We start from the raw sequence: 21,982 nt of genomic DNA on the forward strand, positions 1-21,982 counted from the left end.
TGCATGCACACAGTGTATTGGTGAGAGCATGGTTAAGACGATAACGATTTCGGACGATGTTTACAATGAACTCGTCCGGATTAAGGGCAAGAAATCTTTCAGTGAACTGTTTCGGGAGCTCTTAAGGGAGAGAAAGGGAAACGTCGACGCTCTGCGCCACCTGCGCGGCATATTGAGTGAGGAGGAGTACCGGGAAACAAAGAGGAAGCTCAAAGAGATCGAGGAGGAGTTTGAAAAATGGGGGCAGTCCTTGACACAAATGTGATAATCGAAATCGCTAGGGATAACGAGGAAGTCTTTGAAAAAGTCACGGCTTTGGACAACACCTTCTACATAACCTCGATATCCAAGTTCGAGATTCTTGTCGGGATGCCTAAAAAAGATGAGCTCATATGGCTTGAAACGCTCATCGAGCTCCCCTTTGATGGGAAATGCGCCGAAATGGCCTCGTATCTCCATAAAAAACTGCGGGAAAAGGGAAGTCCCATGTCCTTTAGGGACCTGTTCATAGCATCAATTGCGATTGTTAATGGCCTGCCGATAATAACCTTGGACAGCGACTTTGAGGTTTTGAAGGAATTGGGCTTTGAAGTTTACATCATTTAGGCTCTCCAACCCACGCCACCGGCTCGACCTCTATCGCCGCCACCCCGTACTTCCTCTCCTTCTCCTCCGAGTAGAAGCGGCGGTACACCTTAACACCGTCCTCGACGCTCCCCACTCCCGGGAGGACGTTCTCAAGACCCTCCTTCTCCAGCATCTCCCTGAAAGAAGAGTAAACCCTCACGTCCTTCACGACGCACACCAGCTTGTTCTCGAAGATTATCTCGTCCCCGGGCCTGATTCCCTGCCTCTTCTCGTCGTAAAGCCTGCCTTCAATCCTCTTCCTTCCCTCGGCTATCGCCTTCAGGTACTCCTCCTGGAGCCCCATCCTCCACGTCGCCACCCTTTCACCTCCTCAGACGAGGTAGCGAACGATGCTCGGGCTTATCCTTATTAGCTTTGCGAGGAGTTTCGGCCTCCTGAGTATCGCCTTCGCGGTCTTCACGTGGTCGTCGAAGTCGGCCTGCCCTTCTATGACCTCCTTCGCCTCCGCGCTTCCGAGGACCTCAAAGACGCGCTCGATGTTCTCCTGGCTCATTCCCCTGAAAATCTTCCTGAAGCGCAGTCCGAAGCTTATCTGATTCCGTATTTCCCGGCAGAGCCTCTCGTACTCAGCCAGCTTCCCCACCATCAGGGCTTCCCTGAGGGCACGGGCGCAGAGCATCCCGAAGACGATTCCCCCCGCGGTGGTCGGCTTTATCTGCAGCGCCGCGTCCCCGAGCAGTGCCACGTTGCCCCTCACCCACGGCTTTCTCCAGCCGAAACCAACCGAACCCGCCTTGAACTCGACTATCGACGTCGGCTTGAGCATCCTCACCCTGAGGAAGCGGTTGAGGGCCTCGATGCTCCCGAGGGTTCCGACCCTCGCCAGCCCCTCGTTCACCGGCGCCACCCACATGAAGAAGTCCTCGTTCATGTCCTTGTTCACCCAGACCTCAACGAAATCCTTCCTGAACTCTCCAACGACCTCCACCTCATAGCCGCTCAGGAACTCCGCGTCCGTCCTGGCCCCGATGGCTTTGGCAACGGCGCTGTTAACGCCGTCCGTCCCAACGTAGAAGCTTGCCTCAACTTCGAGGGTCTCCCCCAGGTGCTGGAGCACGGCTTTCCCGTTCCTGAACCCCTTGAAAGTCGTGGCCATGTAGTAGTCCACGCCCCTCCGGGTGGCCCTTTCGGCCAGGCTCTTCTCCAGGGCTTTCCTGTCCACCAGGTATGCCTGGGGGGTCTTCCTCTCTATCTCAAAGCTCTGGATCCGTGAGTAGAAGGCCGCACCGCGGAGTTCATTTATTACAGCCTCCTCCGGGAGGCCAAGCCTCTCGTAGTTCGCCGCCCCGATGATGCCCGTGCAGGCTTTACCTCCAAACGCACCTTTCTTTTCGACTACAGCGACGCTGAAGTCCCTGGCGAGCAGGTTCGCGAGGTAGTTGCCCGCGGGCCCGCCACCAATGATGAGAACATCGTACTTCATCCTCACCCCTCGTTCGAAGTAGTTTTTAAACCCTAAAAACCTAACCTTCCCGGTGATTGAGATGAAGGTTCTCATAACAGGTTTTGAACCCTTTGGGGGAGAGGAGATAAACCCGTCATGGAAGGCGGTTGAGCGGCTTCCGGAGAGTATAGGCGGGGCGAGGCTGATAAAACACAGGCTGCCGGTGACCTTCAGGGGAGTCAGGGAGATTCTGCCGAGGCTCATCGTGGAGGAGCGCCCCGATGTGGTCATCATGACGGGTCAGGCTGGGGGACGGCCCAACGTGACCGTTGAAAGGGTTGCGATAAACGTGATGGACAGCAAGATGCCGGACAACGAGGGCTTTGCCCCCGAGGACGAGCCGGTCTTTGAGGGCGCCCCGGCCGCGTACTTTGCAACCCTCCCGGTAAAGGCCATCGTTGCTGCCCTCAGGAGGGAGAACATCCCTGCGGCGGTCTCCAACACGGCTGGAACGTACGTCTGCAACGCCGCCATGTTCACGGCGCTCCACACGATAGCCGTTGCTGGGATGGAAACTAAAGCTGGCTTCATCCATGTGCCCTTTATCCACGAGCAGGCCCTGGAAAAGCCGAGGCCCTCTATGGCCCTGGAAACCATAACGCGGGCATTTGAGGTCGCCGTTAGGACCTCGCTTGAGGTCTGAAACCTTTTTAAATCCTCTTTCCTACCCCCTACAAAGCCCATGAGGGTGAGGCCTATTCTAATCCTCGGCATTGATGTGATAAGTGAGAATCCGAAGAAGTTCGCGGTGGTGAGCTGGTTCAACGGCAGGCTGGAGAGAAAGGGTGAGTTCACACTCTACAGGCTGATCAGGTTCATCCAGTCGAAGCGGCCCGAGATGGTCGCCGTTGACAGCGTCACCGAGCTGGGCGAGGACTTGAGGAAGTTCCTCCGCGCCCTTCCATCCGGAACGAAGCTCGTTCAGGTGACCGGACGGCCTGGAGAGCAGCGCTCCCTCCAGAGCCTCGCGAAGGAGCACGGCATAAGGGCAGGAGACCGCTTCGACCCCTATGAGGAGGCCAGGCTCTCCGCACTCCTCGCGAGCAGGGGGGTCGGCTACGAGGTTCTCGCCTTTGAGGACGAGGTTATAATCAAGGTCACCCGGGGAAGGAGCCACGGTAAAGGTGGCTGGAGCCAGGACCGCTACAGAAAGCGCGTTCACAACCTCGTCAGGGATAAGGTGAGGGAGATAGAGGACAGGCTCAGAAGGGCGGATATACCCTTCGACCTCGAAACGGAGGAGCGGGACTACGGCCTGGCCAGGGGGGAGTTCCGAGTCTACGCGGCCAGGGAGGAGCTGGCGGGACTGATAAGGCCCGCGCGCGGCGGGGACGTTGAGGTGAGGATTCAGCCGGTTGAGAGGGCCGAGCTCGGCTTCGCCCCTCTGAAGGGTGAGGAGGCGATACGGGAGAGGAGGAGTATCATAGTCGGCATAGACCCGGGGATAACGGTCGGTATAGCGGCTATAGACCTGAACGGGAGGATAGTGGCCCTCCACAGCCAGAGAAACATGCCCATCGGCGAGGTCTTTCGCTTCATCAGCGAGGTCGGTCACCCGGTCATAGTGGCCACCGACGTCTCCCCCGCCCCGGGCTTCGTGGAGAAGATAGCACGCTCCTTCAAGGCAAACCTATTCGTTCCCAGGGAGAGCCTCCGCGTTCAGGACAAGAACGAACTGCTGAGGGACCTCGGGATAACCGTTGAGGATGACCACCAGCGCGATGCTCTGGCCGCCGCCTACAAGGCCTACCTCCGGCTGAAGCCGAAGCTGGAACACGTGGATGCCAGGCTGCGGGAGGCCGGCCTGACAAAGAAGTCCGACGAGGTAAAGGCCCTTGTTATACAGGGCTACAACCTCGGGGAGGCCATGCAGAAGGTAGCGCTCCGCGAGAGGCCGAGGGCGGAGGAGAAGCCCGAAGAGGCCATGAGGCAGGGCCCGGACGTTGAGCAGTACCTCAGGAGAATCCGCGAGCTTGAGAGGAGGATCGAGTTCCTGGAGAGGGAGAACCAGGAGCTGAAGGGGATTATCCGTGAGCAGAGGAAGACGATAGGCAGACTCGAGCGGAAGCTCGTCGATTACGATGAGGAGATCAGGCGGAAGGTTCTCAGGGAGCGCGAGCTGGAGGCGAAGGTCAAGCGCATAGAGATGCTTGAGCGTGAGCTGAGGGAGGCCAAATCCGTCATAGAGCGTCTGAGCAGGGACCTGGTGCAGGTAAAGCGCATGAACGTTGTGGAGATCCGGGGGAGCGCGGTCCCTCTCAAGGTTATGGAGGTTCTGAGCTGGCGCGAGCTTGAGAGGATAGAGCGCGAGGTCGGGATCAGGCGCGGGGATATACTCTTCGTGGTGAACCCAGCTGGGGCGGGGAAGGCGATCGCCGAGGAGCTGGTCGAGAGGGGGATAAAAGCCCTGATAACCGAGAAGCCCCTTCCGGAGCCGGTGGCGGAGGTGCTCCGTGAGGCCCACGTGCCCTTCTTCACGAGCGAAGAGCTTGACGTCAAGCGCGTCGATGAGTTCGCGGTTGTGGAGCGCGAGACCCTTGAGAGGGCCATTGATGGGCTCCTGGAGAAGTGGAGGCTGGAGGACGAGGAGAGGGAGGTCGAGCGGATGCTCCGCCTGGTTGAGGAGTACCGTCTCGAGCGGAAGAAGGAGCTGAAAAGGAAGGCTGAAGAGGAGGGTCACCGAAAGGTTTAACTGCTTGGAACCGGCTGGAGGGTGGTGGTCAGGATAAACCCCGAAAGGAAAATCGTAATCGGCGCCGTCATGCTCATATTCACGGGCTTCCTCACCGGAGTGTACTATCGGAGGGTAGACCACATACTCAGAACCCTCTGGACTATGACGTTTCTGGTGTTCCTGCTGTGGCTTCCCAGGGTGTACCCGAGGGCCCCCGGCCGGCTCGGTGGCCTTCTGACCCCCTTCTACAACGAGGGCATCGTCGCCGTGCTCGCGATCTTCCTTGCTGTCCACGTTTCCCTTGTCAATGTGCCCTTCACGAACATTGACCTCTTCAACGTGGCCCTCAGGGACGTTGACATGATAAGCCACTCACTTGGGGGACTCGTCCTCTGGCTCTTCCTTGTGAGCCTCCTCCGGGGACTTTTCAGTGGGATGCCGTGGAGAAAGGTACTCCTCTACTCCTTCGTGCTCCTGCTGATAATCGGCGTGGGCTGGGAGATAGCCGAGTGGTTCGGAAGCCACTTCACGGAGGGCATACTGAAGGAGACGATACCGAACAAGGTAAGGGACGTCCTGATGGAACAGCTGGGAGCTCTCTTTGGCCTCTGGATGGTCACGAAGAAGGGCTATCCGTTCAGTCCTCCGCGGGAATGAGTGATAGCGCTTCCTTCAGAGCCCTCAGATACTCTCCGGTTTCCTTCGCTCCCTTCTCCGTTATTCTAACCGCTGTCCTCGGTCTGTCCGCTATCACCTTGTAGACCTCAATGTAGCCGGCTTTTTCAAGGGCCTTAAGGTGTGAGTCAAGATTGCCTGGTGTTACCTCCAGGACCTCCAGGAGATCCCTAAAGAGCACCCTCCCCCGGGGGAGCAGGTAGAGCATCACCCCTAACCTAACCGGGTTTCCGAGTGTGTGGTTCCTGCTCAGCTCCCGCAGAGCCTCCATGCTATCACCGCTCTATTGCCCTGAAGGCCGAGTGGAGGTACCACATCACGGTAAGGGTGAACCCCAGCCCCACAACGAAGCCTGCCCATGCCATAGCGCCCGTTTCCATCCTCATTGCAACAGGTATCCCGATGGCGGGGATAAGAAAAGCGGGAATTATTTCACGCTCGGCCCCACCGTATTTGGCAAAAACCAGCCACATTGCGAATACAGAGAATGCTATGAAGCTTAGAAACCCCATGGCCAGGCTCGCTTCGGCGTTCACCCCGAGGTGCATCCTTGGAACAATGCCCCATCCCAGGATTATCCCCGTTATCCAGGAAAGAGCTACTAAGATCCCTCCGAGGGTCGATGCTTCCGCTTCTCTTCCGGTAACCCTTCCCAGTTTTTGAAGACGCTTCCACACCCTTCCGGTGAATCCCATTGCCACCACAAAAGCTGCCGGCCAGTAGATCAGGTTAAACTGCCACGGGAGGTCGAAGACTCCTATGATGGCGTAGTAGAGCAGCATCACCGAGAGCCAGGCTCCAAAGTTCATCGCCCCGTACATCTTCCCCGCCGCTATCAGCTTGCCCTCAACCCTCTCCAGGACGGTCTTCAGCTCCCTGACGTCTTCCATAGTATCACCATTTATAGATGGAACGACCGACTATTTATAACATGAGGTTTTTCTGAATCACAGAGCATCCTCAACTTTGATACAGATGGTGAAGAGTAGTCTTAAATACAGCGTTAAACAAAAAATACATGGGTGATAGCATGGAGCTTTTAAGCACCGGCATTCCTGCTCTCGACAGGGCCCTCGGGGGCGGTCTGCTCGAGGACAGCAACCTCCTCATCGTTTACGATACATACTCCAAGGGGTGGGCCATTGCCTTTGAGATACTCAGGAATCGTATTCGCGCGGGAGATTTTGGGCTGTTTCATAGATAGTTAAAAGCGTAAAGTTTGAATATTTTCATTTCATAATTTGTTTTGGAGGAGTGCTGTATGAGGCTCTATCGAACAGGTAAGGCATCGCAACTCTTGGGTATCAGCAAACCAACACTAATTAGAAAGATTAAATCTGGCGAGATTAAAGCGTATCGTGTTGGGAGAGAATACCGTATCCCCGAAAGTGAAATCATACGACTCCTTGAAGGTAAAACTCTTGACAAAGTCGTTATTTACGCCAGAGTTTCGAGCAGAGATCAAAAAGAAGACCTTGAAAGACAGGTTGAATACCTCAAAAACTACTGTTCTTCAAAAGGTTATCAAGTGGTCAAAATCATTACCGACATTTCTTCTGGTCTGAATGAGAATAGAAGGGGCTTAAAACAACTCTTCAAACTTGTCGAAAGCGGAGAAGTTGGGAAGGTCGTGATAATTTACAGGGACAGGCTTACACGCTTCGGCTTCAAATACCTCGAACAATACTTCAACTCTCACGGCGTTGAAATCGAAGTAATCTTTGACGATGAGGAGAAAACGCCGGAAAAGGAACTCGTGGAAGACTTACTGGCTATTGTAACTTCCTTCGCTGGAAAACTTTACGGAATGCGTTCTCACAAGAAAAAACGCCTTGTTGAGGCGGTAAAGAATGCCCTCAGAGACGATTAAGCTGACGGCAAAATTCAAACTTAAGGAACCTCCTGAAGGGTTGGGTGACCTCTTCTCCACTTATCGGGATATTGTGAACTTTCTCATAACTTACGCTTTCGAGAACAACGTTACGAGCTTTTATCGGTTGAAAAAAGAAACTTACAAGGGCTTACGCAGGGATTATCCGAGCTTGCCGAGTCATTACCTCTACACGGCCTGTCAGATGGCTACGGCAATATTCAAAAGCTTTAGAAAGCGGAAGAGGAAGGGAAAAGCTAAGGGCATGCCCGTCTTTACGAAGGAAGTAATAATGCTGGACGACCACTTGTTCAAACTCGACTTGGAGAATAGAACCGTAAAACTCTCCACTCCCAAAGGGAGGATTCAACTGGAGTTTTATCCTGCCAAATACCACGAGAAATTTAAAGATTGGAAGATTGGACAGGCTTGGCTTGTCAGAACGCCGAGGGGAGTCTTCCTAAACGTTGTCTTCTCAAAAGAAGTTGAAATTCGAGAGCCAAAGGCTTTCGTTGGTATTGACCTGAATGAGAACAACGTAACCCTCAGCCTCCCCAATGGTGAGTTCGTGCAGATAGTCACTCACGAGCGTGAAATTAGGACTGGCTACTTCGTGAAGAGACGGAAAATACAGCAGAAAATCAGAGCTGGAAAGAGGAGGAGAGAACTCCTCGAAAAATACGGTGAGAGGGAGAAGAACAGGCTTAACGACCTTTACCATAAGCTCGCCAATAAAATCGTTGAGCTGGCGGAGGAGTATGGTGGTATTGCTCTGGAAGATTTGACTGAAATCAGGGAGTCGATAAGGTATTCGGCTGAAATGAATGGGAGACTTCATCGCTGGAGTTTTAGGAAGCTTCAAAGCATTATCGAATACAAGGCTAAATTGAAAGGGGTAAAAGTTGTTTTTGTCAGTCCGGCTTACACTTCTTCCCTGTGCCCGGTATGTGGGGGTAAGTTAAGCCCGAATGGGGGCAGGGTTTTGAGTTGCAAGTGTGGTTTTGAAGCTGACCGTGATGTGATTGGGAGCTGGAATATTCGTTTAAGAGCCCTGAAGATGTGGGGAGTCACCGTTCCCCCCGAAAGCCGGCCGATGAAGATTGGAGGCTGGAAGCCTACCCGATACGAAATTAACACTCTACACACACTTTACGGGTAGGCAGAACGGTGATAATTGACTCGGTTCTCCCGATATCATCGCTGGAGATGGAGCTCAGGGCCGCCGATTTTGACATTGCTTCGGAGGGTATGGCGGGTAATGTTGCAGTTATAGATGTGTTCTCCTCTTTTTATGGGATCGAATATACGTACGATTTTGTATACACCGATGGGACGATGGATGCCGGTACGTTTTTACCGAAGTACAGCAGGCTCTACCGCCGTCTGCTGACCGAACGCATCGGAGACAGGAGGCCGGTTGGTATAGATGTCACCATAGATGGGCTGGCCTTTCTGTTTGGGACGGAGAACTTCCTGTCGGTCTTCCAGCGTCTCATCGCGGATAAGGAGAGGGCTAGGATAACCGAAACCCGGAAGCGTCCGATAAATATCTTTCTCCTCAACAGGGGACGGGCTTCGAGTGACATTGTGGCGTGGGTTTCCCTCTACAGCCAGTACGTCCTTGAGTTCAGCTCCAGCAGTGCCCCCTTTGAGGAGAGGATGATCATCAGAAAATCGCCCCTCCCTGAGTTCAACCCGCTAAAAAGTCAGTATAGCTTCAGGCTCTGGGAAGGGAAGGTTGAGCTCAGTCCCATCCAGCCCAGGTGATAACCTGTTTGGTCATTGGTGAAGAGGTTCCGAACTAACCTCCAGCCCTCGCCAGGCGGAGCCCCCTCATGAAGCGTTCGATTTCCCTTTCGTTTCCCTCTATCAGAACCCTGCTGAGGGGTATGCCGTGTCTCTCGATTTTCCCGAGAACCGTCAGCTTAACCTCTGCCCCGCTCTTTTCCATGATTTCCTCGAGCTCGGCAGGGGGAATTGGAGTTAGGATTTCCCACCTCATTGTTCACTGTACTGAACAGCCTTTTATAAATACTCGCTCAGTTAATCCACCCGGAACGTTAGCCCCCTCTCCCTTGCCCTCTTCTCCACCTGCAGGCGGAACTGGCAGGCCTTGCATATCTCTCCCGTCGTCGGCTGGCCGCAGATTTTGCACCTGTTCAGCTCGCTGGTCCTTTTGGTGTACGTCCTCGCTATGAGGGGGAATAGCTTGTCGTAGCTCCTCAGTATCTGATACTTCGTCCCCGGATGCCGCTCCTCCATCCCGTTGATCCAGTCCCGAATTTCGGCCCTGAATGCCTCAACGGTGTAGGGGCACTCGCTGAAATCAACCTCTATGTTGTTGAGGACCGCGTAGAGGACTATCTCCTTCTCGGGAATCTCACGGAGCGGTTTTATCCTGGGGACCAGCTCTGGGTGTATCTCCTCATAGTAGGGACCGGTCCTTCCGAGGCGTGCCACATCGCCGCGCAGTATGTTCATGATGAACATCTGGACCTCGTCATCAAGGTTGTGGCCTACCGCTAACTTGTCCGCCCCCACGTCCTTGGCGGCGTAGTTGAGGAGCCAGCGCCTCCACACACCGCAGTAGGAGCAGGCACCAACGCGCTCGCCCCTCTCGAAGCTCCCCATTATCTCCACCGTCTCGTCGAGGGTGAAGCCGATGTATTCCTTGAATGAATAGACCCTGTGCTCTATGCCCAGCTTCTCGGCGTTCCTCCTGGCTATCTCGACGCTGGGAGGCCTGTACCCGGCTATTCCTTCGTCAATCGTTACGGCCACGAGCTCGAAGGGGAACCTCTCGCGCAGCTTCGCCAGGAGGTGCATGAGAACGACGCTGTCCTTCCCCCCGGAAACTCCCATTGCTATTCTCTCTCCTTTCTCAATGAGGCGGTACTTCTTCACCGTTTCCTTGAACTTCTTTTCCACCATCTCGTTGAAGTGCTTTTTGCAGTAATACCGCCCGGTGTAGCGCGCGTGGTAAACCGCTGGACGGCCGCACTTGGAGCACTTCATCTTTTCACCCTTTCCGGGTTGAAAAAGGTGTTAAAAAAGTTAAGCCTCAGCCGATGAGGTTCCTCAGTGCTGGAAGGACGTTGAGGGCCAGCAGGAAGAGGCCCACTCCGATGGTGAAATATCTGACGGGCTTAACTGCCCTCTCGGGCAGGTAGTGCTTGAACACGTCGTCCAGCATTCTCCCGCCGTCCAGCGGAACGAGCGGGAAGAGGTTCATAAGTCCGATGCCTATGTTGAGCACGTATATCCAGTAGAACGTGAAGAACAGCGGGAGCACCAGCCAGTCGGCTCCAACCTTTGAGACCACGTTCTGGGCTGGGTAGATTCCGATGTACCCCTTCTCCGGGTCCTCTGGGTGTGCACCGAGCCTCAGCTGGAGGTTAATCTCCCTACCGTCCCTCAGGACCGTGAGCGTGACCATCTGGCCCGGCTTCGTATTGTTCATGAAGTTTATGAAGTTCTCTATGTCCCTTATCTGAAGGCCGTCCATGGCGACTATAACGTCACCTTTCTGAAGGATTCCGTAGGCCGGGCCGTCCTCCAGCACGTCGGACACGAGGATTCCCGACGGCTGAAGAACGGGCGAGATGGCGAAGTTAAGGATCAAAACAGCCAGGAGCGCCGTTGTGACGTTGGCGAGTGAGCCGGCTCCGTAAACCCTCAGCCTGGTGCGCAGGGAGGCCCTCTCAAGCTCCTCCTCGTCCGGCTCGACGAAGGCGCCGGGTATGACGGCGAGGAGAACCAGACCCACAGATTTCAGCGGCAGGTTCTCGGCCCTCGCCACTATTCCGTGGCTCAGCTCGTGGACCACCATGACGACGGCGAGGGCTATCAGGCCGTACCAGAGGGGTATGGTAACACCAGGGATGACGAGCTGAACCCCCGCCTGCTCACCGCCCGTTTGGATGGTCTGCAGGGCGGTTTTGAGGAGGGCGTAGAAGACATAGGCCATGCCCATAAAGCCGAGGGCGATTCCGACATCGGAATAAATCTTCCAGAAGCGCCTGTTTTTGCCTGCAATCCTGTCTATAAGGCCTAGAAGCTTTTTGGTCCTCCACATGGCGACGAACATGTCAACTGCCAGGCCCTCTTCTTTTTCCTCTCTCTTCCCGAAGAGGGCGTAGAGGATTATCCAGAAGGCAGCGATTCCAACGATGACTGCGATGAGGGCGGTGTTCATTTGGGTCACCTATTGAACTTTCAGATCTCGATTTAAAAAGTAATCGGGCTCACAGCCGGCCAATGAATTTGAGGATGTATATCTTAGTCCTCACGTCGAGGATGGAGCCTATGGCGTCAAAGATGTTTCCTCTCATCGTCGGGTTGAGGCGAAACGCCCTCAGGATCTCCGCTGCACCGCTCCTATCGCCTCCAAAGAGCTTGAGAATCCCTATCTGGAGGAGGTGGTAGCTCAGAACCCGCGGGTCATGTCTTATGTCCCCGTGCTCCTCTATCATTCTGTACCTTCCCGCCAAGTACTTGGCGAAGGAGAACTGGCCGGAGTGAATTGAGTAGTCCACCAGCGGCTCGTCTATCGCTCCGAAGCGGCATATCTTTGACATCCTCAACCACATGTCCCAGTCCTCGCAGGTCGGGAAGCTCTCCCTGAACAGCCCCGCCCTCTTGAAGCACTCGCGCCTCACCATTATCGTGGACGTTCCGGTTATGTTGTCCCGCAGCATGTGCCTGTAAACGTTCCCGCTCGCACGGGGGTGCTTTACCCCCAGGATTTTTCCTCGCTCCAGGTAGTAGTATGTAAATGCCGTGTAGATTAGCCCGTAGTCCCTGGGGAGCTCCCTGAAGGCCTCCATCTGGAGCTCGAGCTTGTCCCTCCTCCACCGGTCGTCATCGTCGAGGAAGGCTATGAACTCCCCTCTGGCCTTCAGGACTCCGAGGTTGCGGGCGTTCGCTATCCCTTTTCCTTTCTGGGGGATGTATCTCAGGCGCCCGTCCCCGTAGGAACGCACCAGTTCCAGCGTGGATTCGCTTCTGGCCCCATCCACCACGAGCACCTCGAAATCGTGGAAACTCTGGTTTAATACGCTCTCTATTGCCCTCCTGAGGAGCTCGTACCTGTTGTAGGTTGGGATTATGACCGAAACAGTCGGCCTCACCCGGCCACCCTCCCGCCGGTGAGGAGGCTCAGGTGCCTGAGTATCAGCCTCCTGGCCTTTCTCTCGAAGTCCTCCGCCTCCGATTCAACCTCCTCGAGCTTCCAGTCATCGACGTTGAAGACCGCGGTGCCCTCCCCGTGGTAGAGCTTTATCCTGTACTTCTCGAGCTCCTTCACGGCCTCGAGCTTCTCCTCGGGCAGGTTGGGGTAGGGATAGTGGGTTCCGAAGCTCTCCGCCAGGGCGTACTCCGAGGCCAGCTGGAAGTCCTTCCCCTCAACCTGGCTCAGGATAAAGGGCTTTATCCTCGCGAGGCTCACGTAGCCTTCCGTTTCTCCTATCTCGTGAGGGGCTTTTATGAGGAGAGGCACCCTCAGGAGCTCGTCGTCCAAGAAAACCCCGTGTCCCAGCCTGTTGTCCTCCCCGAGCAACTGTCCGTGGTCGCTCGTGACGACGATGACGGAGTTTTCCATCAGGTTCCTCTCCTCGAGGATCTCCATCATCTCCCTAAGCCTCTTCTCCAGGTATTCCACCTGCCTTGGATAGCCCTTCCTCCACTTTTCGACGAGCTCGGACTCCTCGCCGAGAAGCCTGTTCACGACTGGGGCGTCGGTGAAGCCCTCGAAGATGGAATACGGCTCGTGAACCTCCATGAGGTTGATGAACATGTAAACCGGCCTCTTCAGCTCCATCTCTGAGAGGAGCCTCTCCGTCACCTTCGCCCCCTTGTCCCTGGGCCACCCTTCGCCGTACCTGCCCACTATCCTCAAGAAAATCTTGAACGGCAGGGTGAACTTCCTCTCCTCTACAAGTGCCCAGGTTAGCTCGAGGGCGTTCCTCGGCTCGTGCTTCTTGAGCACCTCGTTCAGCTCCTCCCTGTCCCTGTCCTCGATGAGGGGCTTGAGGGTGTCCCTGAACTTGTCGAACGCCCTGATGCCGAAGTCAGGACCCACGAAGAAGTTGGCCGTGAGGAGGTAGGTGGTGTACCCGAGAGCCCCTAAAACCTCGTGGAGGTACGTCCCGTCCTCCCGGAACCTCACGTCGGGCACCTTTCTCTTCCTGCCCTCGTGAACCCCGTGGTAGAGGGGATAGAGGCCGGTAAACATCGATGCATGACTCGGGATAGTCCATGGTGAGGGAGCTATTGCGTTTTCGTATCCTGTGAATCCAAAGTCCCTAATCAGCTTATGCTCTATCTCGTTAGAGTAGTCCTTTCTGAGGGTATCGAGGACTATGAGAATTACGTTTGGCCTGTCCATGTATGTTCCCACCTAGTAGCTATATGTTTTATTTAAATATTTGTCTTGCCAGGACTATGAAAAGACTTAAATTATGGGGGACTCTCCAATATCAGTGGGGAGATTGTGTGAAACGGATTGTGATGACTCTTAGTAATCCATTCAAGCCAGATCCTCGGGTCTACAAAGAGGCATCCAGTCTTGTGAAAGCTGGGTATGATGTTACTATAATCGCCTGGGATAGGGAGGGAAAATACCCCAAGATAGAGACTATAAACGGGATAAAGATCCTTAGGATTCACATTAGATCCTGCTATGGGCTTCCACTATGCTTTATTGCCGGTTTATTCCTATTTTACTTACGCTCTCTGTTTTTGTTAATGAAGATGGACTTCGATATTATACATACACATGACTTTGATACTGCAGTCCTGGGAGTTATCATAAAAAAAATCAAAAATAATGTATGGGTATATGACGTACACGATCTGTATGAAAGCATGGTCAAGCTGGTATCGGGTGAGAAACTTGCTAAAATTGTGGGATATTTGGATTCATATTTTCAAAAAAACGCAGATTTGATATTTACTGCTAGTCAGAAAGTTAAACAGGTTGTCCAGAGAAACAATAAGGACGTTTTTGTTATCTTAAACACAGTTAACCCGAGCTATCTCAAAAATCTCCCGAAGTATCCTACTTTTACAATTTTTTACGGAGGAGTACTGTCGGGAAACAGATTTCTTCTGGAGATGCTTAAGATTGCAGAACGCCTTGGTGTAACTTACAGGATTGCAGGAAAGGGATGGGCCGATGTTGAAGAGATTTTGAAGAAACAGCTGGGAAAGAATTTCTTGGGATTTATACCCCATGAGCAAATATTCGTTGAACTTGAGAAAGCACATCTAACCTTTGCAATCTACGATCCACGTTTTGAAAACATCAGGTTGAGTCTTCCCAATAAGGTGTTCGAGGCTGCCAGTGTTAAGACTCCTATTCTAGTATCCCGGGGAACAGCACTGGCTGAGCTTGTTGAAAGCATGAAAATTGGATGGTCTGTAAAATATGATGAGAAAGATGTTGAAAATAGGGTGTCCTTTTTGTTAATGAATCCAAAATATTTAAAAAAAGCAGGACATAGGGGTCATAAAATCTATTTAAAGAAGTATACGTGGAATTTTGTTGAGCAAGTCCTTCTAACTGCCTACTCTAAGGGGGTGAAGAGCAATGCTTCAAGATAAGAAACTTCTTATTTTGGCAGGTTCGTTTCCAAGTAAAGATGGCTCGTTTTATATAGGCTCTTTTATTAAGGGCCAAGTTGATGAGTTAAAGAATTATTTTGAGGAAATAATAGTTATATCACCCCAGCCGGTGGGCTATCGGCGGAATTTGAAGGAGTACTTCTATGATAATGTTAGGGTATATTATCCCAGATTCTTCCATATCCCTGTGGAGTTCTTTAGAAAAAGACTTGGAGATAATTTTTTCAAAGCTGCATCGAGGATCATTGAAGGAGAGGGACTTGAATTTGATTTAATCCATGCCCACTTCACGTGGCCAAGCGGATATGCAGGGGTAAAATTAAAGGAAAAATATAATGTTCCCCTTATAATAACGACACATGGATTACATGTCACACGACTAGAAACCCTCAAAAAAAGAAGTGCTATTTGTACTTGGAATTCCGCCGATGCAATAATTAATGTATCTCGTAAATGTGTAGAACTCTTAATGAGTTTGGGTATTCCTATGTCTAGATTGTATTACATTCCCAATGGAGTGGACCTTGGGAAGTTTTATCCAATGGACTCATCTGTTGTCAGGAAAATGCTTGGGATCCCTATTGACAAGAAAATTATTGTTAGTGTCGGTAATTTAGTAGAGAAAAAAGGTTATATATATTTGATCAATGCTGCTAAAATAATGCGAGAAACTGAGAAAGATTTCGCAGTCTATATTATTGGAGGGGGGCCGTTGTATAACTATCTCCAAAATGAAATACGAAAACTGGGGCTCCAAAAACATGTGAAGCTTATAGGTCCCAAACCACATCATGAAATTCCCCTCTGGATGAATGCTGCTGATGTATTTGTCCTCCCAAGTCTAGTTGAGAATTTTGGAGTTGTTAATATTGAGGCTATGGCATGTGGAAAACCCGTAGTCTCAACTTATAATGGTGGAAGTGAAGAAATAATAGTCTCAGAAGACTATGGCCTACTATGTCCGCCAAAAAATCCAGAGTGCTTAGCTGAAAAAATTTTAATAGCCCTTGAAAAAGAGTGGGATCATGAGAGAATAAGAAATTATGCGAAACAGTTTACATGGGAATTGGTAGTGAAACAAATTTTAGATGTGTATGATAAAGTCCTAGGTGATCAGTCATGTCTAACATCAAAGTTCTGGTAATTGGATTGGATGGAGCGACATGGGATGTGATCATTCCCTTTGTTAAGCAGGGAAAACTTCCAACTTTCAAAAAGCTTCTTAAGGGAAGTTCTTGTGGAATTTTAAAGAGTACTCTCCCCCCTGTTACTGTACCCGCGTGGCCCTCATTTGCTACTGGTAAAAATCCTGCAAAGTTGGGGATATACAACTTTTTAATTGTTGATAATAAAACTGGTAAAGTCAGAATAGTGCGATCTACAGACATAAAATCCAAAAAAATATGGAATTATTTGAGTTTCTATGGTAAGAAATCAATAATCCTCAATCATCCTGTTACATATCCACCAGAGAAAATCAGTGGTATAATGGTTTCCGGAATGCTGACACCACCGGGTTCTAATGATTATGCACATCCCCCAGAGATTTTGGAGGAACTAGAAAAGCTTGGATATATTATCGAGCCTGACCCTGAAATAGTTAGAACCAAATGGGATACTGAGGAATTCATCAGCGAACTTATTAAAACAATACGGAAAAGAACAGATACAGTTGTCCACCTAATGAAAACATATCCTTGGGATTTTTTCTTTGTATTGTTCCGCGCTACTGATGTAGTTCAACATAAACACTTCCAAAATAAAAAAGAAAAGTTACTTGAGGTGTATTCTGAAATCGATAGAAGCATAGATATTCTCCTTAAATCTGTCCCCAAAGAGACAGTTGTAATCCTCATGTCAGACCATGGATTTTGTGAGCTTACACGATACTTTAATATCACGAAATGGCTTTATGAAATGGGATATGTTAAGCTCAAAAAGAAGGAGATATCACCGCAGAATTCGAGAGTATCCATACTTACGAGACTTGGAATCACTCAGAATTCCATTCTAAGAGTTCTCAGGAAGCTCCACTTAGATTGGATACGGAAGTATCTTCCTGTGTCTCTTAAATCAAAATTGCCCCAATCTTCGGTAGAGATTGACCTCAAAGAGAGTCTAGTTTACCCAGGAATATTATTTACTGGGGCTTCTCAGTATCTTTCAATCAATCGAGAAAAAATCCGCAGTGAAGAAGAATATGAGAAACTTAGGAATGAACTTATTCTCAAGTTATCTTCCCTTAAGGATCCGGAGACAGGGGAATTGGTAGTTGAAGCAATTTATAAAAAAGAGGAAATATATTCCGGTCCGTATTTATCTGATGCTCCAGATATTATATTTTTATTAAAAAAAGGATATGGTTTGACTACCTTCCTTGATTTAAGTGCTCCTTTCTTTGAGAATATCTACTCCCCCTTCGGTACTCACCACGTAGATGGTATATTCCTTGTGTATGGTCCTGGTATCAAGGAGGGGTATAAAATTAAACCTGCAGAGATAATTGATGTCGCTCCAACTATTCTTCACATATTTAATCTGCCAATTCCGAACGACATGGATGGCAGAGTCTTGATGGAGATTTTTGAAGAAGACTCAGAATTTGCAAAGAGAGAGCCAAAGTACGTTGATCCAAGCTATTACGAGAAAAAACAAGAAGATGAAAAGCTTAAAAAAGCCATCAAAAACCTCAAGCTCAAGGGCAAAATCTAAACAAATCTCCTCAACACTCTCTTTATTGTTCCTAAATCAACTCCCAGCCTTTTCTCTATCGCCAGCAACAGCTCTATATCTTCTTTATCAATGCTCCTGCTTATAAGAACCAGCAGGAAGTAAACGGCCACGAACAGGGCCAGAATCAAAACCGCGTACCAGATGCTCGGAACCTTCAGCTTAAGGCCGCGAATTATCCCCAACAGGAGGAGGCTGATAATTAAGGGCTTCACGTAGTTCGGGCTGAAGGGATGGATTCTCGCCCTCTGATACAGCCTTACTGAGCTCAAAATGTTTCCCGCAAAATAAGAAACCGCCGTCGCCATCGCGGCTCCTTCGAGGCCATAACTTGGAATCAGCAGGGCGTTGAGGAGGACGTTTAGACCGGCTGAAACGAGGCTGCTCACCATGATAAACCTGCTGTCCCCGATAACTATCAGACTCAGTCCGTTCGGCCCGAGGAACGTATGGAACATAAAGCCAAGCGCTAAAATCTGCAGTGGCAACACTGCCTCCAGATACTTACTCCCAAAGATGAACCTTATGGTGGCCTCGGGGAAAAGGAACATCACGCTGAATATCGGCAGGGTAAGCATGAAAATCCATTTTGTGAGAACCTGATAAATCCGCTTCATCTCATCAAGCTTTCCCCGAGCGTAGAGACCGCTCGCCATCGGTGAGTACAAAAACGCGGCCGAGTTCAAAAACAGCGGAATCAGCCTTACAAGAGGAGTGGCCGCGTTGTATATTCCAACGATCTCTGAACCTTTGTAATAGCCGAGCATCAGCGTGTCTGTCCAGTTCATGATAAACGAGAGTATTCCGGTAAACATAAGGGGAATGGAAAACGCTACTAGATGCCTTCCTATGTTTAGGTCAAGCGAAGGCTTAAGGTTGAAAAGTCCGAGTCTCTTGACTTCAAGAAGGAGGAGCGCAAAGACTGAAAACTGGACCAGCATGTACGCCCAGAATATATCCGAAAACGGGGGACTTAGGGCTATGAGCGTGACAACGGCTGAGGTCCAGAGGATGGGATAAATGATGTTTTGAAAATAAACCTTCTCCCTAACCCTCCCAAATCCCTGAGTTGCCGATATTATGGTGCCAGTTAGAACCGTAAACGGAAGTGCAAGGGTTATCATTTTTAGGGCGTCTTTTAGAAGCTGATAAGACGTCTCGGTTCTCGTCAAGGCATCCGCTATTTCGGACCTTGAGAGTATTATTGCCATGACCGTTAGAACGCTACTCATGGCAACCAATGACATGGCCGTTGATATGAGGTCGTCTATTCTATCTGGCTCCTTTTCCCTGTAAAAAGCCACTTCCCTTGGGAGAGAATTGTTAAAGCCTAATTTTGCTATAACGGAACCAACGCCGATTACGGTCAGGGCAAGGTTGAACACCCCGTATTCGAGAACCGTGTAGTGCCTTGCTATCAGCATCCTGCTGATGAAGCCTAGTAACATTGATATGACCGTGCCGGCAAAGATTATTCCTGTACCCCTTGCGATCCTCTGTAATGCTTGACTTGCCTCGCTCATGGAGGTCACCATGTCCAATTTGGACCAATCTTGATCTTGTTCATGATATCACGCATTCACAGGGCTCTTAAGGTTTCCCCTAAAAGGGCCAGTGTATTTCTCAGACTTGGCGCATTCTTCGTTTGCTCATCAATTGTAGGGAATACCAAGGAGATGGCGATGAGTATATCACAGCCGGTACATTGAATATCTTTGAACAAAATAAAGGCAGACAAGTGACCAGCGGATGATATGAACGGCAACCGTTTTAAGCCCTGGTGAGAACTTCAGAACGCGATGATGAGTGATGGGCGAACCGATTGATGAGGACGGAAAGGTGATCTCTGAGCAACCCTTTTAAGGCCCATCTTCAACCTTTTCCTGGGATGATGAGTTCAGCCTTGCCTGAGGCTCGTGATGATGGAGTGACGGACTGACCGTCGGCTTATTTTTATTGCTCTTTTATTAGGTTGGCCTAATAAAATTGGAAAACCTAATAAAGTTAAATATCCAAATAGGGGACGGTAAGGCTTAAATATTGTGTGCATATGCACAAAATTGTGGTGATACCGTGGAGGAGGTGTACAGGCCCATCTGGGTCAGCATCCTTGGCAACGTTCTCCTTTCCTTGCTCAAGCTAGCCGTGGGTTTCATGTATTCCAGCATCGCCCTGATATCCGACGGCGTCCACTCCTTAAGCGACGTTATCACGAGCGTCATCGGCTACGCGGGCATTAGAATATCCTCAAAACCGCCCGACAAAAGCCATCCCTTTGGCCATTCCCGTTTTGAGCCCCTGGTGGCCTTCCTGATTGGGGAGGCTCTTATAATAGTGGCATACGAGATAGGCCGTGATGCCGTTTACAGGATAATTGAGGGTGGAGCCATAGAAGTCAACTCCATAATGCTCGGCGTCACCCTGCTCTCGATACTCTCTAAGGAGCTCATGTTCCGCTATTCTGTCCACATCGGCAGGAAGCTCAACAGCCAGATACTCATAGCGGACGCCTACCACCACAGGAGCGACGCGCTGAGCAGCGTGGCAGTTCTCGTCGGTCTCGGTGCCCAGGAACTCGGTTTTATGTACGGTGATTCCATCGCGGGTCTCGTCGTCTCGGTCTTCCTCCTGAAGGTCTCGCTGGAGGTAATCCTTGAGAATCTCGCCTACCTGACCGGCCAAGCGCCGCCCTTCGAAATATGCGAGGAAATAAAGGAGCGTGCCCTGGGCGTCCCGAACGTTCTCGGCGTCCACGATTTGAGGGCTCACTACGTCGGCAGCAAACTGCACGTTGAGCTCCACATAGAGGTCCCCCCGGAGCTGAGCCTCAAAGAGGCCCACGACGTCAGCGAGGAGGTCAAGAGGGTTATAGAGAGCCTCCCCGAGGTCGAGGTCGCCTTCGTTCACGTGGACATAAAGGGAGTTACTGAGTAGGGGGTTCACCGTTCTCAAAGTCCTTCAAATCGAAAACCAGATAGCCCTTTTCTCTGAGCCTATCTTTCCCCTTGATGCTCTTCGCGATGATGCCGTAGTGCTTTCTATCCCCCGGCTTTACCTTTTCGCTTTTTTCCTCAAGTTTCTTAAGGACTTTCAGAGCGTCCCTCTTGGAGAGGTCCTTCCACTTTGCTTCAAAGAAACCTACGTCGCCCCCCAGGCTGTTCACTGCGACTAAATCTATCTCCTCCTCCCTGTCCCACCATCTCCCAATCTTGGTGAACCTGAACGGCAATTTTCTCTCCGAGTTTAGTCTTATGAGGAACTCTCTTGCCACCCTCTCAAATACCTCTCCAAGATACCCGTTGAAGTCTTCCTGAAAATCCTCGAAACGTATCGCGCCGATCTCTATATCGTCGCGGTATGGGTAAACAAAGCGGAGCCAGAAGCGGTAGTAGAAGTCCTTGACCCTGTAAACACCGAATCTTTTCCGTTCCCTGACCGTCACCGGAAACTCCTTATAAATCAAGTCGAGGGTCTCAAGGGTCTTCAGGTACTTGGGGAGGTTCGTAACCGCTACTTTAGCCTCGTTGGCAATTTCGGTCAGTTTGGTCTTGCCCTCGTTTATGGCTTTCAGGATGTTCAGATACGTAATCGGCTCCCTCAGCTCATCCTTTAGGAGCCTCTCTGCATCCTCGTAGAGGACGTTGACTTTGTTGTAGAAGTTGCGCTCGATGTTTTCCTCGACGCCTAGTGTGTCGTCAAAGTACTGGAGGTATGCAGGGATGCCGTCTATTGCTCCGTAAACCTTAACCAGCTCTTTCCAGGAATAGCCGGGCAGGGCCTCCCCTATGTCGAAGAACCCCAGTGTTGAGAGTTTAATCTGGGCGGTTCTCCTTCCGTAGAGCGGGTTTTTATAGCTCATCAGGCTCTCCATCGTTGATATGGAGGAACCAAGGAGGATCAGCATGATTTTTGAATCTTTAAGGATTTCGTCCCAGATGTACTGGAAGATGGAGGGGATTGACCTATCCTCCTCGACCCAGTACGGGAACTCGTCTATCACGAAGACGAGCCTTCCAAACTCCCTCACTTCTTCAAAGAAATCCTCAAGGTTTTTGGCCTCTATGAAGACGTTGAACTTCCTGTTGAAGCCGGTAATGAGGCGTTTAAGCTCAAGCTCCATCGGTTCTTTTCTGGCGAGGAAGTAGAATGCTTTTTTGTCATTTATGAACTGCTTGACGAGCTCGGTTTTTCCAATGCGCCGTCTCCCGTAGATGAGGACGAAGTGCGCCCTCCTCTCATTGTACAGCCCCTCAAGGGCTTTTAGCTCATCCTTCCGGTCAATGAATTTTAATATCATGATATTTAATATCACGTTATT

24 protein-coding genes are annotated in these 21,982 nt (G+C 50.9%); 13 read left to right on the top strand and 11 right to left on the bottom strand.

The window, feature by feature from the left end:
* The first annotated feature begins 28 nt into the window (after window positions 1-28).
* Both FPV09_RS09165 and FPV09_RS09170 read left to right on the top strand, forming a co-directional pair.
* Window positions 29-265 (top strand): antitoxin VapB family protein, encoded by a 237-nt coding sequence (locus FPV09_RS09165; RefSeq protein ID WP_148883173.1) that lies wholly within the window; start codon window positions 29-31, stop codon window positions 263-265.
* Entirely contained in the window at window positions 238-606 is a 369-nt protein-coding gene (locus tag FPV09_RS09170; protein ID WP_148883174.1) for a type II toxin-antitoxin system VapC family toxin, read from the top strand. Before FPV09_RS09165 ends, FPV09_RS09170 begins: the two co-directional genes overlap by 28 nt.
* Here FPV09_RS09170 and FPV09_RS09175 read toward each other — a convergent pair.
* Together FPV09_RS09175 and FPV09_RS09180 are read right to left on the bottom strand one after the other, a co-directional pair.
* A complete protein-coding gene (locus FPV09_RS09175; protein ID WP_148883175.1) occupies window positions 599-946 on the bottom strand; it encodes an ASCH domain-containing protein in 348 nt (115 codons plus the stop codon). The genes FPV09_RS09170 and FPV09_RS09175 overlap by 8 nt on opposite strands.
* 12 nt (window positions 947-958) lie before the next feature.
* Window positions 959-2,071 (bottom strand): geranylgeranyl reductase family protein, encoded by a 1,113-nt coding sequence (locus FPV09_RS09180; RefSeq protein WP_148883805.1) that lies wholly within the window; start codon window positions 2,069-2,071, stop codon window positions 959-961.
* A 61-nt stretch (window positions 2,072-2,132) separates the two neighbouring features.
* Here FPV09_RS09180 and pcp point away from each other — a divergent pair, with 61 nt between their 5' ends.
* The 3 genes from pcp to FPV09_RS09195 are packed head-to-tail and all read left to right on the top strand — an operon-like array spanning window position 2,133 to window position 5,423.
* Window positions 2,133-2,735: a pyroglutamyl-peptidase I gene (gene pcp, locus FPV09_RS09185; protein WP_058938520.1), complete on the top strand. Its 603-nt coding sequence runs from the start codon at window positions 2,133-2,135 to the stop codon at window positions 2,733-2,735.
* A 39-nt stretch (window positions 2,736-2,774) separates the two neighbouring features.
* Window positions 2,775-4,784 carry a DUF460 domain-containing protein gene (locus FPV09_RS09190; protein WP_148883176.1) on the top strand — a complete coding sequence of 670 codons (2,010 nt, stop codon included), beginning with the start codon at window positions 2,775-2,777 and terminating at the stop codon, window positions 4,782-4,784.
* Window positions 4,785-4,808: 24 nt separating this feature from the next.
* Entirely contained in the window at window positions 4,809-5,423 is a 615-nt protein-coding gene (locus FPV09_RS09195) for a hypothetical protein (protein ID WP_148883177.1), read from the top strand.
* Here FPV09_RS09195 and FPV09_RS09200 read toward each other — a convergent pair.
* Complete coding sequence (locus FPV09_RS09200) at window positions 5,404-5,712, bottom strand: transcriptional regulator (protein ID WP_148883178.1); 309 nt, start codon at window positions 5,710-5,712, stop codon at window positions 5,404-5,406. The genes FPV09_RS09195 and FPV09_RS09200 overlap by 20 nt on opposite strands.
* 4 nt (window positions 5,713-5,716) lie before the next feature.
* Window positions 5,717-6,331: a hypothetical protein gene (locus tag FPV09_RS09205; RefSeq protein ID WP_148883179.1), complete on the bottom strand. Its 615-nt coding sequence runs from the start codon at window positions 6,329-6,331 to the stop codon at window positions 5,717-5,719.
* A gap of 140 nt (window positions 6,332-6,471) precedes the next feature.
* Here FPV09_RS09205 and FPV09_RS09210 point away from each other — a divergent pair, with 140 nt between their 5' ends.
* From FPV09_RS09210 to FPV09_RS09225, 4 genes are read left to right on the top strand one after another with little or no spacing between them, the layout of a single operon-like run.
* Window positions 6,472-6,645: a hypothetical protein gene (locus FPV09_RS09210; RefSeq protein WP_168194698.1), complete on the top strand. Its 174-nt coding sequence runs from the start codon at window positions 6,472-6,474 to the stop codon at window positions 6,643-6,645.
* Window positions 6,646-6,702: 57 nt separating this feature from the next.
* Window positions 6,703-7,311, top strand: a complete 609-nt coding sequence (locus tag FPV09_RS09215; RefSeq protein ID WP_148883181.1) for an IS607 family transposase — start codon at window positions 6,703-6,705, stop codon at window positions 7,309-7,311.
* Window positions 7,292-8,470, top strand: coding sequence for an RNA-guided endonuclease InsQ/TnpB family protein (locus FPV09_RS09220; protein ID WP_148883182.1), 1,179 nt, complete (start codon window positions 7,292-7,294; stop codon window positions 8,468-8,470). Before FPV09_RS09215 ends, FPV09_RS09220 begins: the two co-directional genes overlap by 20 nt.
* A gap of 8 nt (window positions 8,471-8,478) precedes the next feature.
* A complete protein-coding gene (locus FPV09_RS09225) occupies window positions 8,479-9,078 on the top strand; it encodes a hypothetical protein (protein ID WP_148883183.1) in 600 nt (199 codons plus the stop codon).
* Window positions 9,079-9,112: 34 nt separating this feature from the next.
* Here FPV09_RS09225 and FPV09_RS09230 read toward each other — a convergent pair whose 3' ends face one another.
* From FPV09_RS09230 to FPV09_RS09250, 5 genes are read right to left on the bottom strand one after another with little or no spacing between them, the layout of a single operon-like run.
* Complete coding sequence (locus FPV09_RS09230; protein ID WP_148883184.1) at window positions 9,113-9,313, bottom strand: TIGR04140 family protein; 201 nt, start codon at window positions 9,311-9,313, stop codon at window positions 9,113-9,115.
* Window positions 9,314-9,354: 41 nt separating this feature from the next.
* Window positions 9,355-10,326: a TIGR00269 family protein gene (locus tag FPV09_RS09235; RefSeq protein ID WP_148883185.1), complete on the bottom strand. Its 972-nt coding sequence runs from the start codon at window positions 10,324-10,326 to the stop codon at window positions 9,355-9,357.
* 46 nt (window positions 10,327-10,372) lie between these two features.
* The gene (locus FPV09_RS09240) at window positions 10,373-11,506 is read right to left on the bottom strand and encodes a site-2 protease family protein (protein WP_148883806.1); all 1,134 of its coding nucleotides are present in this window, start codon (window positions 11,504-11,506) and stop codon (window positions 10,373-10,375) included.
* Window positions 11,507-11,555: 49 nt separating this feature from the next.
* Window positions 11,556-12,440, bottom strand: coding sequence for a glycosyltransferase (locus tag FPV09_RS09245; protein ID WP_148883186.1), 885 nt, complete (start codon window positions 12,438-12,440; stop codon window positions 11,556-11,558).
* Window positions 12,437-13,708 (bottom strand): sulfatase-like hydrolase/transferase, encoded by a 1,272-nt coding sequence (locus FPV09_RS09250; RefSeq protein ID WP_246112259.1) that lies wholly within the window; start codon window positions 13,706-13,708, stop codon window positions 12,437-12,439. The genes FPV09_RS09245 and FPV09_RS09250 overlap by 4 nt, the downstream gene beginning before the upstream one ends.
* A 95-nt stretch (window positions 13,709-13,803) precedes the next feature.
* Between FPV09_RS09250 and FPV09_RS09255 the strand changes: the two genes are divergently transcribed.
* Genes FPV09_RS09255 through FPV09_RS09265 form a run of 3 tightly spaced genes read left to right on the top strand, consistent with a single transcriptional unit; the run spans window position 13,804 to window position 17,646 of the window.
* Entirely contained in the window at window positions 13,804-14,913 is a 1,110-nt protein-coding gene (locus tag FPV09_RS09255) for a glycosyltransferase family 4 protein (RefSeq protein WP_168194752.1), read from the top strand.
* The gene (locus FPV09_RS09260) at window positions 14,900-16,078 is read left to right on the top strand and encodes a glycosyltransferase family 4 protein (protein ID WP_148883188.1); all 1,179 of its coding nucleotides are present in this window, start codon (window positions 14,900-14,902) and stop codon (window positions 16,076-16,078) included. The genes FPV09_RS09255 and FPV09_RS09260 overlap by 14 nt, the downstream gene beginning before the upstream one ends.
* Window positions 16,054-17,646, top strand: coding sequence for an alkaline phosphatase family protein (locus tag FPV09_RS09265; RefSeq protein ID WP_148883189.1), 1,593 nt, complete (start codon window positions 16,054-16,056; stop codon window positions 17,644-17,646). Before FPV09_RS09260 ends, FPV09_RS09265 begins: the two co-directional genes overlap by 25 nt.
* On the opposite strand, the gene FPV09_RS09270 is transcribed toward FPV09_RS09265, so the two are convergent.
* On the bottom strand, window positions 17,643-19,187 hold the full coding sequence (locus FPV09_RS09270) for a flippase (RefSeq protein WP_148883190.1): 1,545 nt from the start codon (window positions 19,185-19,187) through the stop codon (window positions 17,643-17,645). The two genes, FPV09_RS09265 and FPV09_RS09270, sit on opposite strands and share 4 nt — an antisense overlap.
* 550 nt (window positions 19,188-19,737) lie before the next feature.
* Here FPV09_RS09270 and FPV09_RS09275 point away from each other — a divergent pair.
* Window positions 19,738-20,598 (top strand): cation diffusion facilitator family transporter, encoded by an 861-nt coding sequence (locus tag FPV09_RS09275; RefSeq protein WP_148883191.1) that lies wholly within the window; start codon window positions 19,738-19,740, stop codon window positions 20,596-20,598.
* Here FPV09_RS09275 and FPV09_RS09280 read toward each other — a convergent pair.
* The gene (locus tag FPV09_RS09280) at window positions 20,588-21,961 is read right to left on the bottom strand and encodes an ATP-binding protein (protein WP_148883192.1); all 1,374 of its coding nucleotides are present in this window, start codon (window positions 21,959-21,961) and stop codon (window positions 20,588-20,590) included. The two genes, FPV09_RS09275 and FPV09_RS09280, sit on opposite strands and share 11 nt — an antisense overlap.
* Window positions 21,962-21,982 lie beyond the last annotated feature (21 nt).

The organism is Thermococcus aciditolerans (assembly GCF_008152015.1).
In the GTDB taxonomy this organism is placed as follows: domain Archaea; phylum Methanobacteriota_B; class Thermococci; order Thermococcales; family Thermococcaceae; genus Thermococcus; species Thermococcus celericrescens.

Excerpts from the sequence above, each read along its gene's own strand:
- FPV09_RS09265 (WP_148883189.1), top strand. The coding sequence starts at position 16,054 with ATGTCTAACATCAAAGTTCTGGTAATTGGATTGGATGGAGCGACATGG.
- pcp (WP_058938520.1), top strand. The coding sequence starts at position 2,133 with ATGAAGGTTCTCATAACAGGTTTTGAACCCTTTGGGGGAGAGGAGATA.
- FPV09_RS09270 (WP_148883190.1), bottom strand. The coding sequence starts at position 19,187 with ATGAGCGAGGCAAGTCAAGCATTACAGAGGATCGCAAGGGGTACAGGA.
- FPV09_RS09220 (WP_148883182.1), top strand. The coding sequence starts at position 7,292 with ATGCCCTCAGAGACGATTAAGCTGACGGCAAAATTCAAACTTAAGGAA.
- FPV09_RS09205 (WP_148883179.1), bottom strand. The coding sequence starts at position 6,331 with ATGGAAGACGTCAGGGAGCTGAAGACCGTCCTGGAGAGGGTTGAGGGC.
- FPV09_RS09215 (WP_148883181.1), top strand. The coding sequence starts at position 6,703 with ATGAGGCTCTATCGAACAGGTAAGGCATCGCAACTCTTGGGTATCAGC.
- FPV09_RS09170 (WP_148883174.1), top strand. The coding sequence starts at position 238 with ATGGGGGCAGTCCTTGACACAAATGTGATAATCGAAATCGCTAGGGAT.
- FPV09_RS09210 (WP_168194698.1), top strand. The coding sequence starts at position 6,472 with ATGGAGCTTTTAAGCACCGGCATTCCTGCTCTCGACAGGGCCCTCGGG.
- FPV09_RS09235 (WP_148883185.1), bottom strand. The coding sequence starts at position 10,326 with ATGAAGTGCTCCAAGTGCGGCCGTCCAGCGGTTTACCACGCGCGCTAC.
- FPV09_RS09260 (WP_148883188.1), top strand. The coding sequence starts at position 14,900 with ATGCTTCAAGATAAGAAACTTCTTATTTTGGCAGGTTCGTTTCCAAGT.
- FPV09_RS09240 (WP_148883806.1), bottom strand. The coding sequence starts at position 11,506 with ATGAACACCGCCCTCATCGCAGTCATCGTTGGAATCGCTGCCTTCTGG.
- FPV09_RS09280 (WP_148883192.1), bottom strand. The coding sequence starts at position 21,961 with ATGATATTAAAATTCATTGACCGGAAGGATGAGCTAAAAGCCCTTGAG.
- FPV09_RS09190 (WP_148883176.1), top strand. The coding sequence starts at position 2,775 with ATGAGGGTGAGGCCTATTCTAATCCTCGGCATTGATGTGATAAGTGAG.
- FPV09_RS09200 (WP_148883178.1), bottom strand. The coding sequence starts at position 5,712 with ATGGAGGCTCTGCGGGAGCTGAGCAGGAACCACACACTCGGAAACCCG.
- FPV09_RS09230 (WP_148883184.1), bottom strand. The coding sequence starts at position 9,313 with ATGAGGTGGGAAATCCTAACTCCAATTCCCCCTGCCGAGCTCGAGGAA.
- FPV09_RS09165 (WP_148883173.1), top strand. The coding sequence starts at position 29 with ATGGTTAAGACGATAACGATTTCGGACGATGTTTACAATGAACTCGTC.
- FPV09_RS09180 (WP_148883805.1), bottom strand. The coding sequence starts at position 2,071 with ATGAAGTACGATGTTCTCATCATTGGTGGCGGGCCCGCGGGCAACTAC.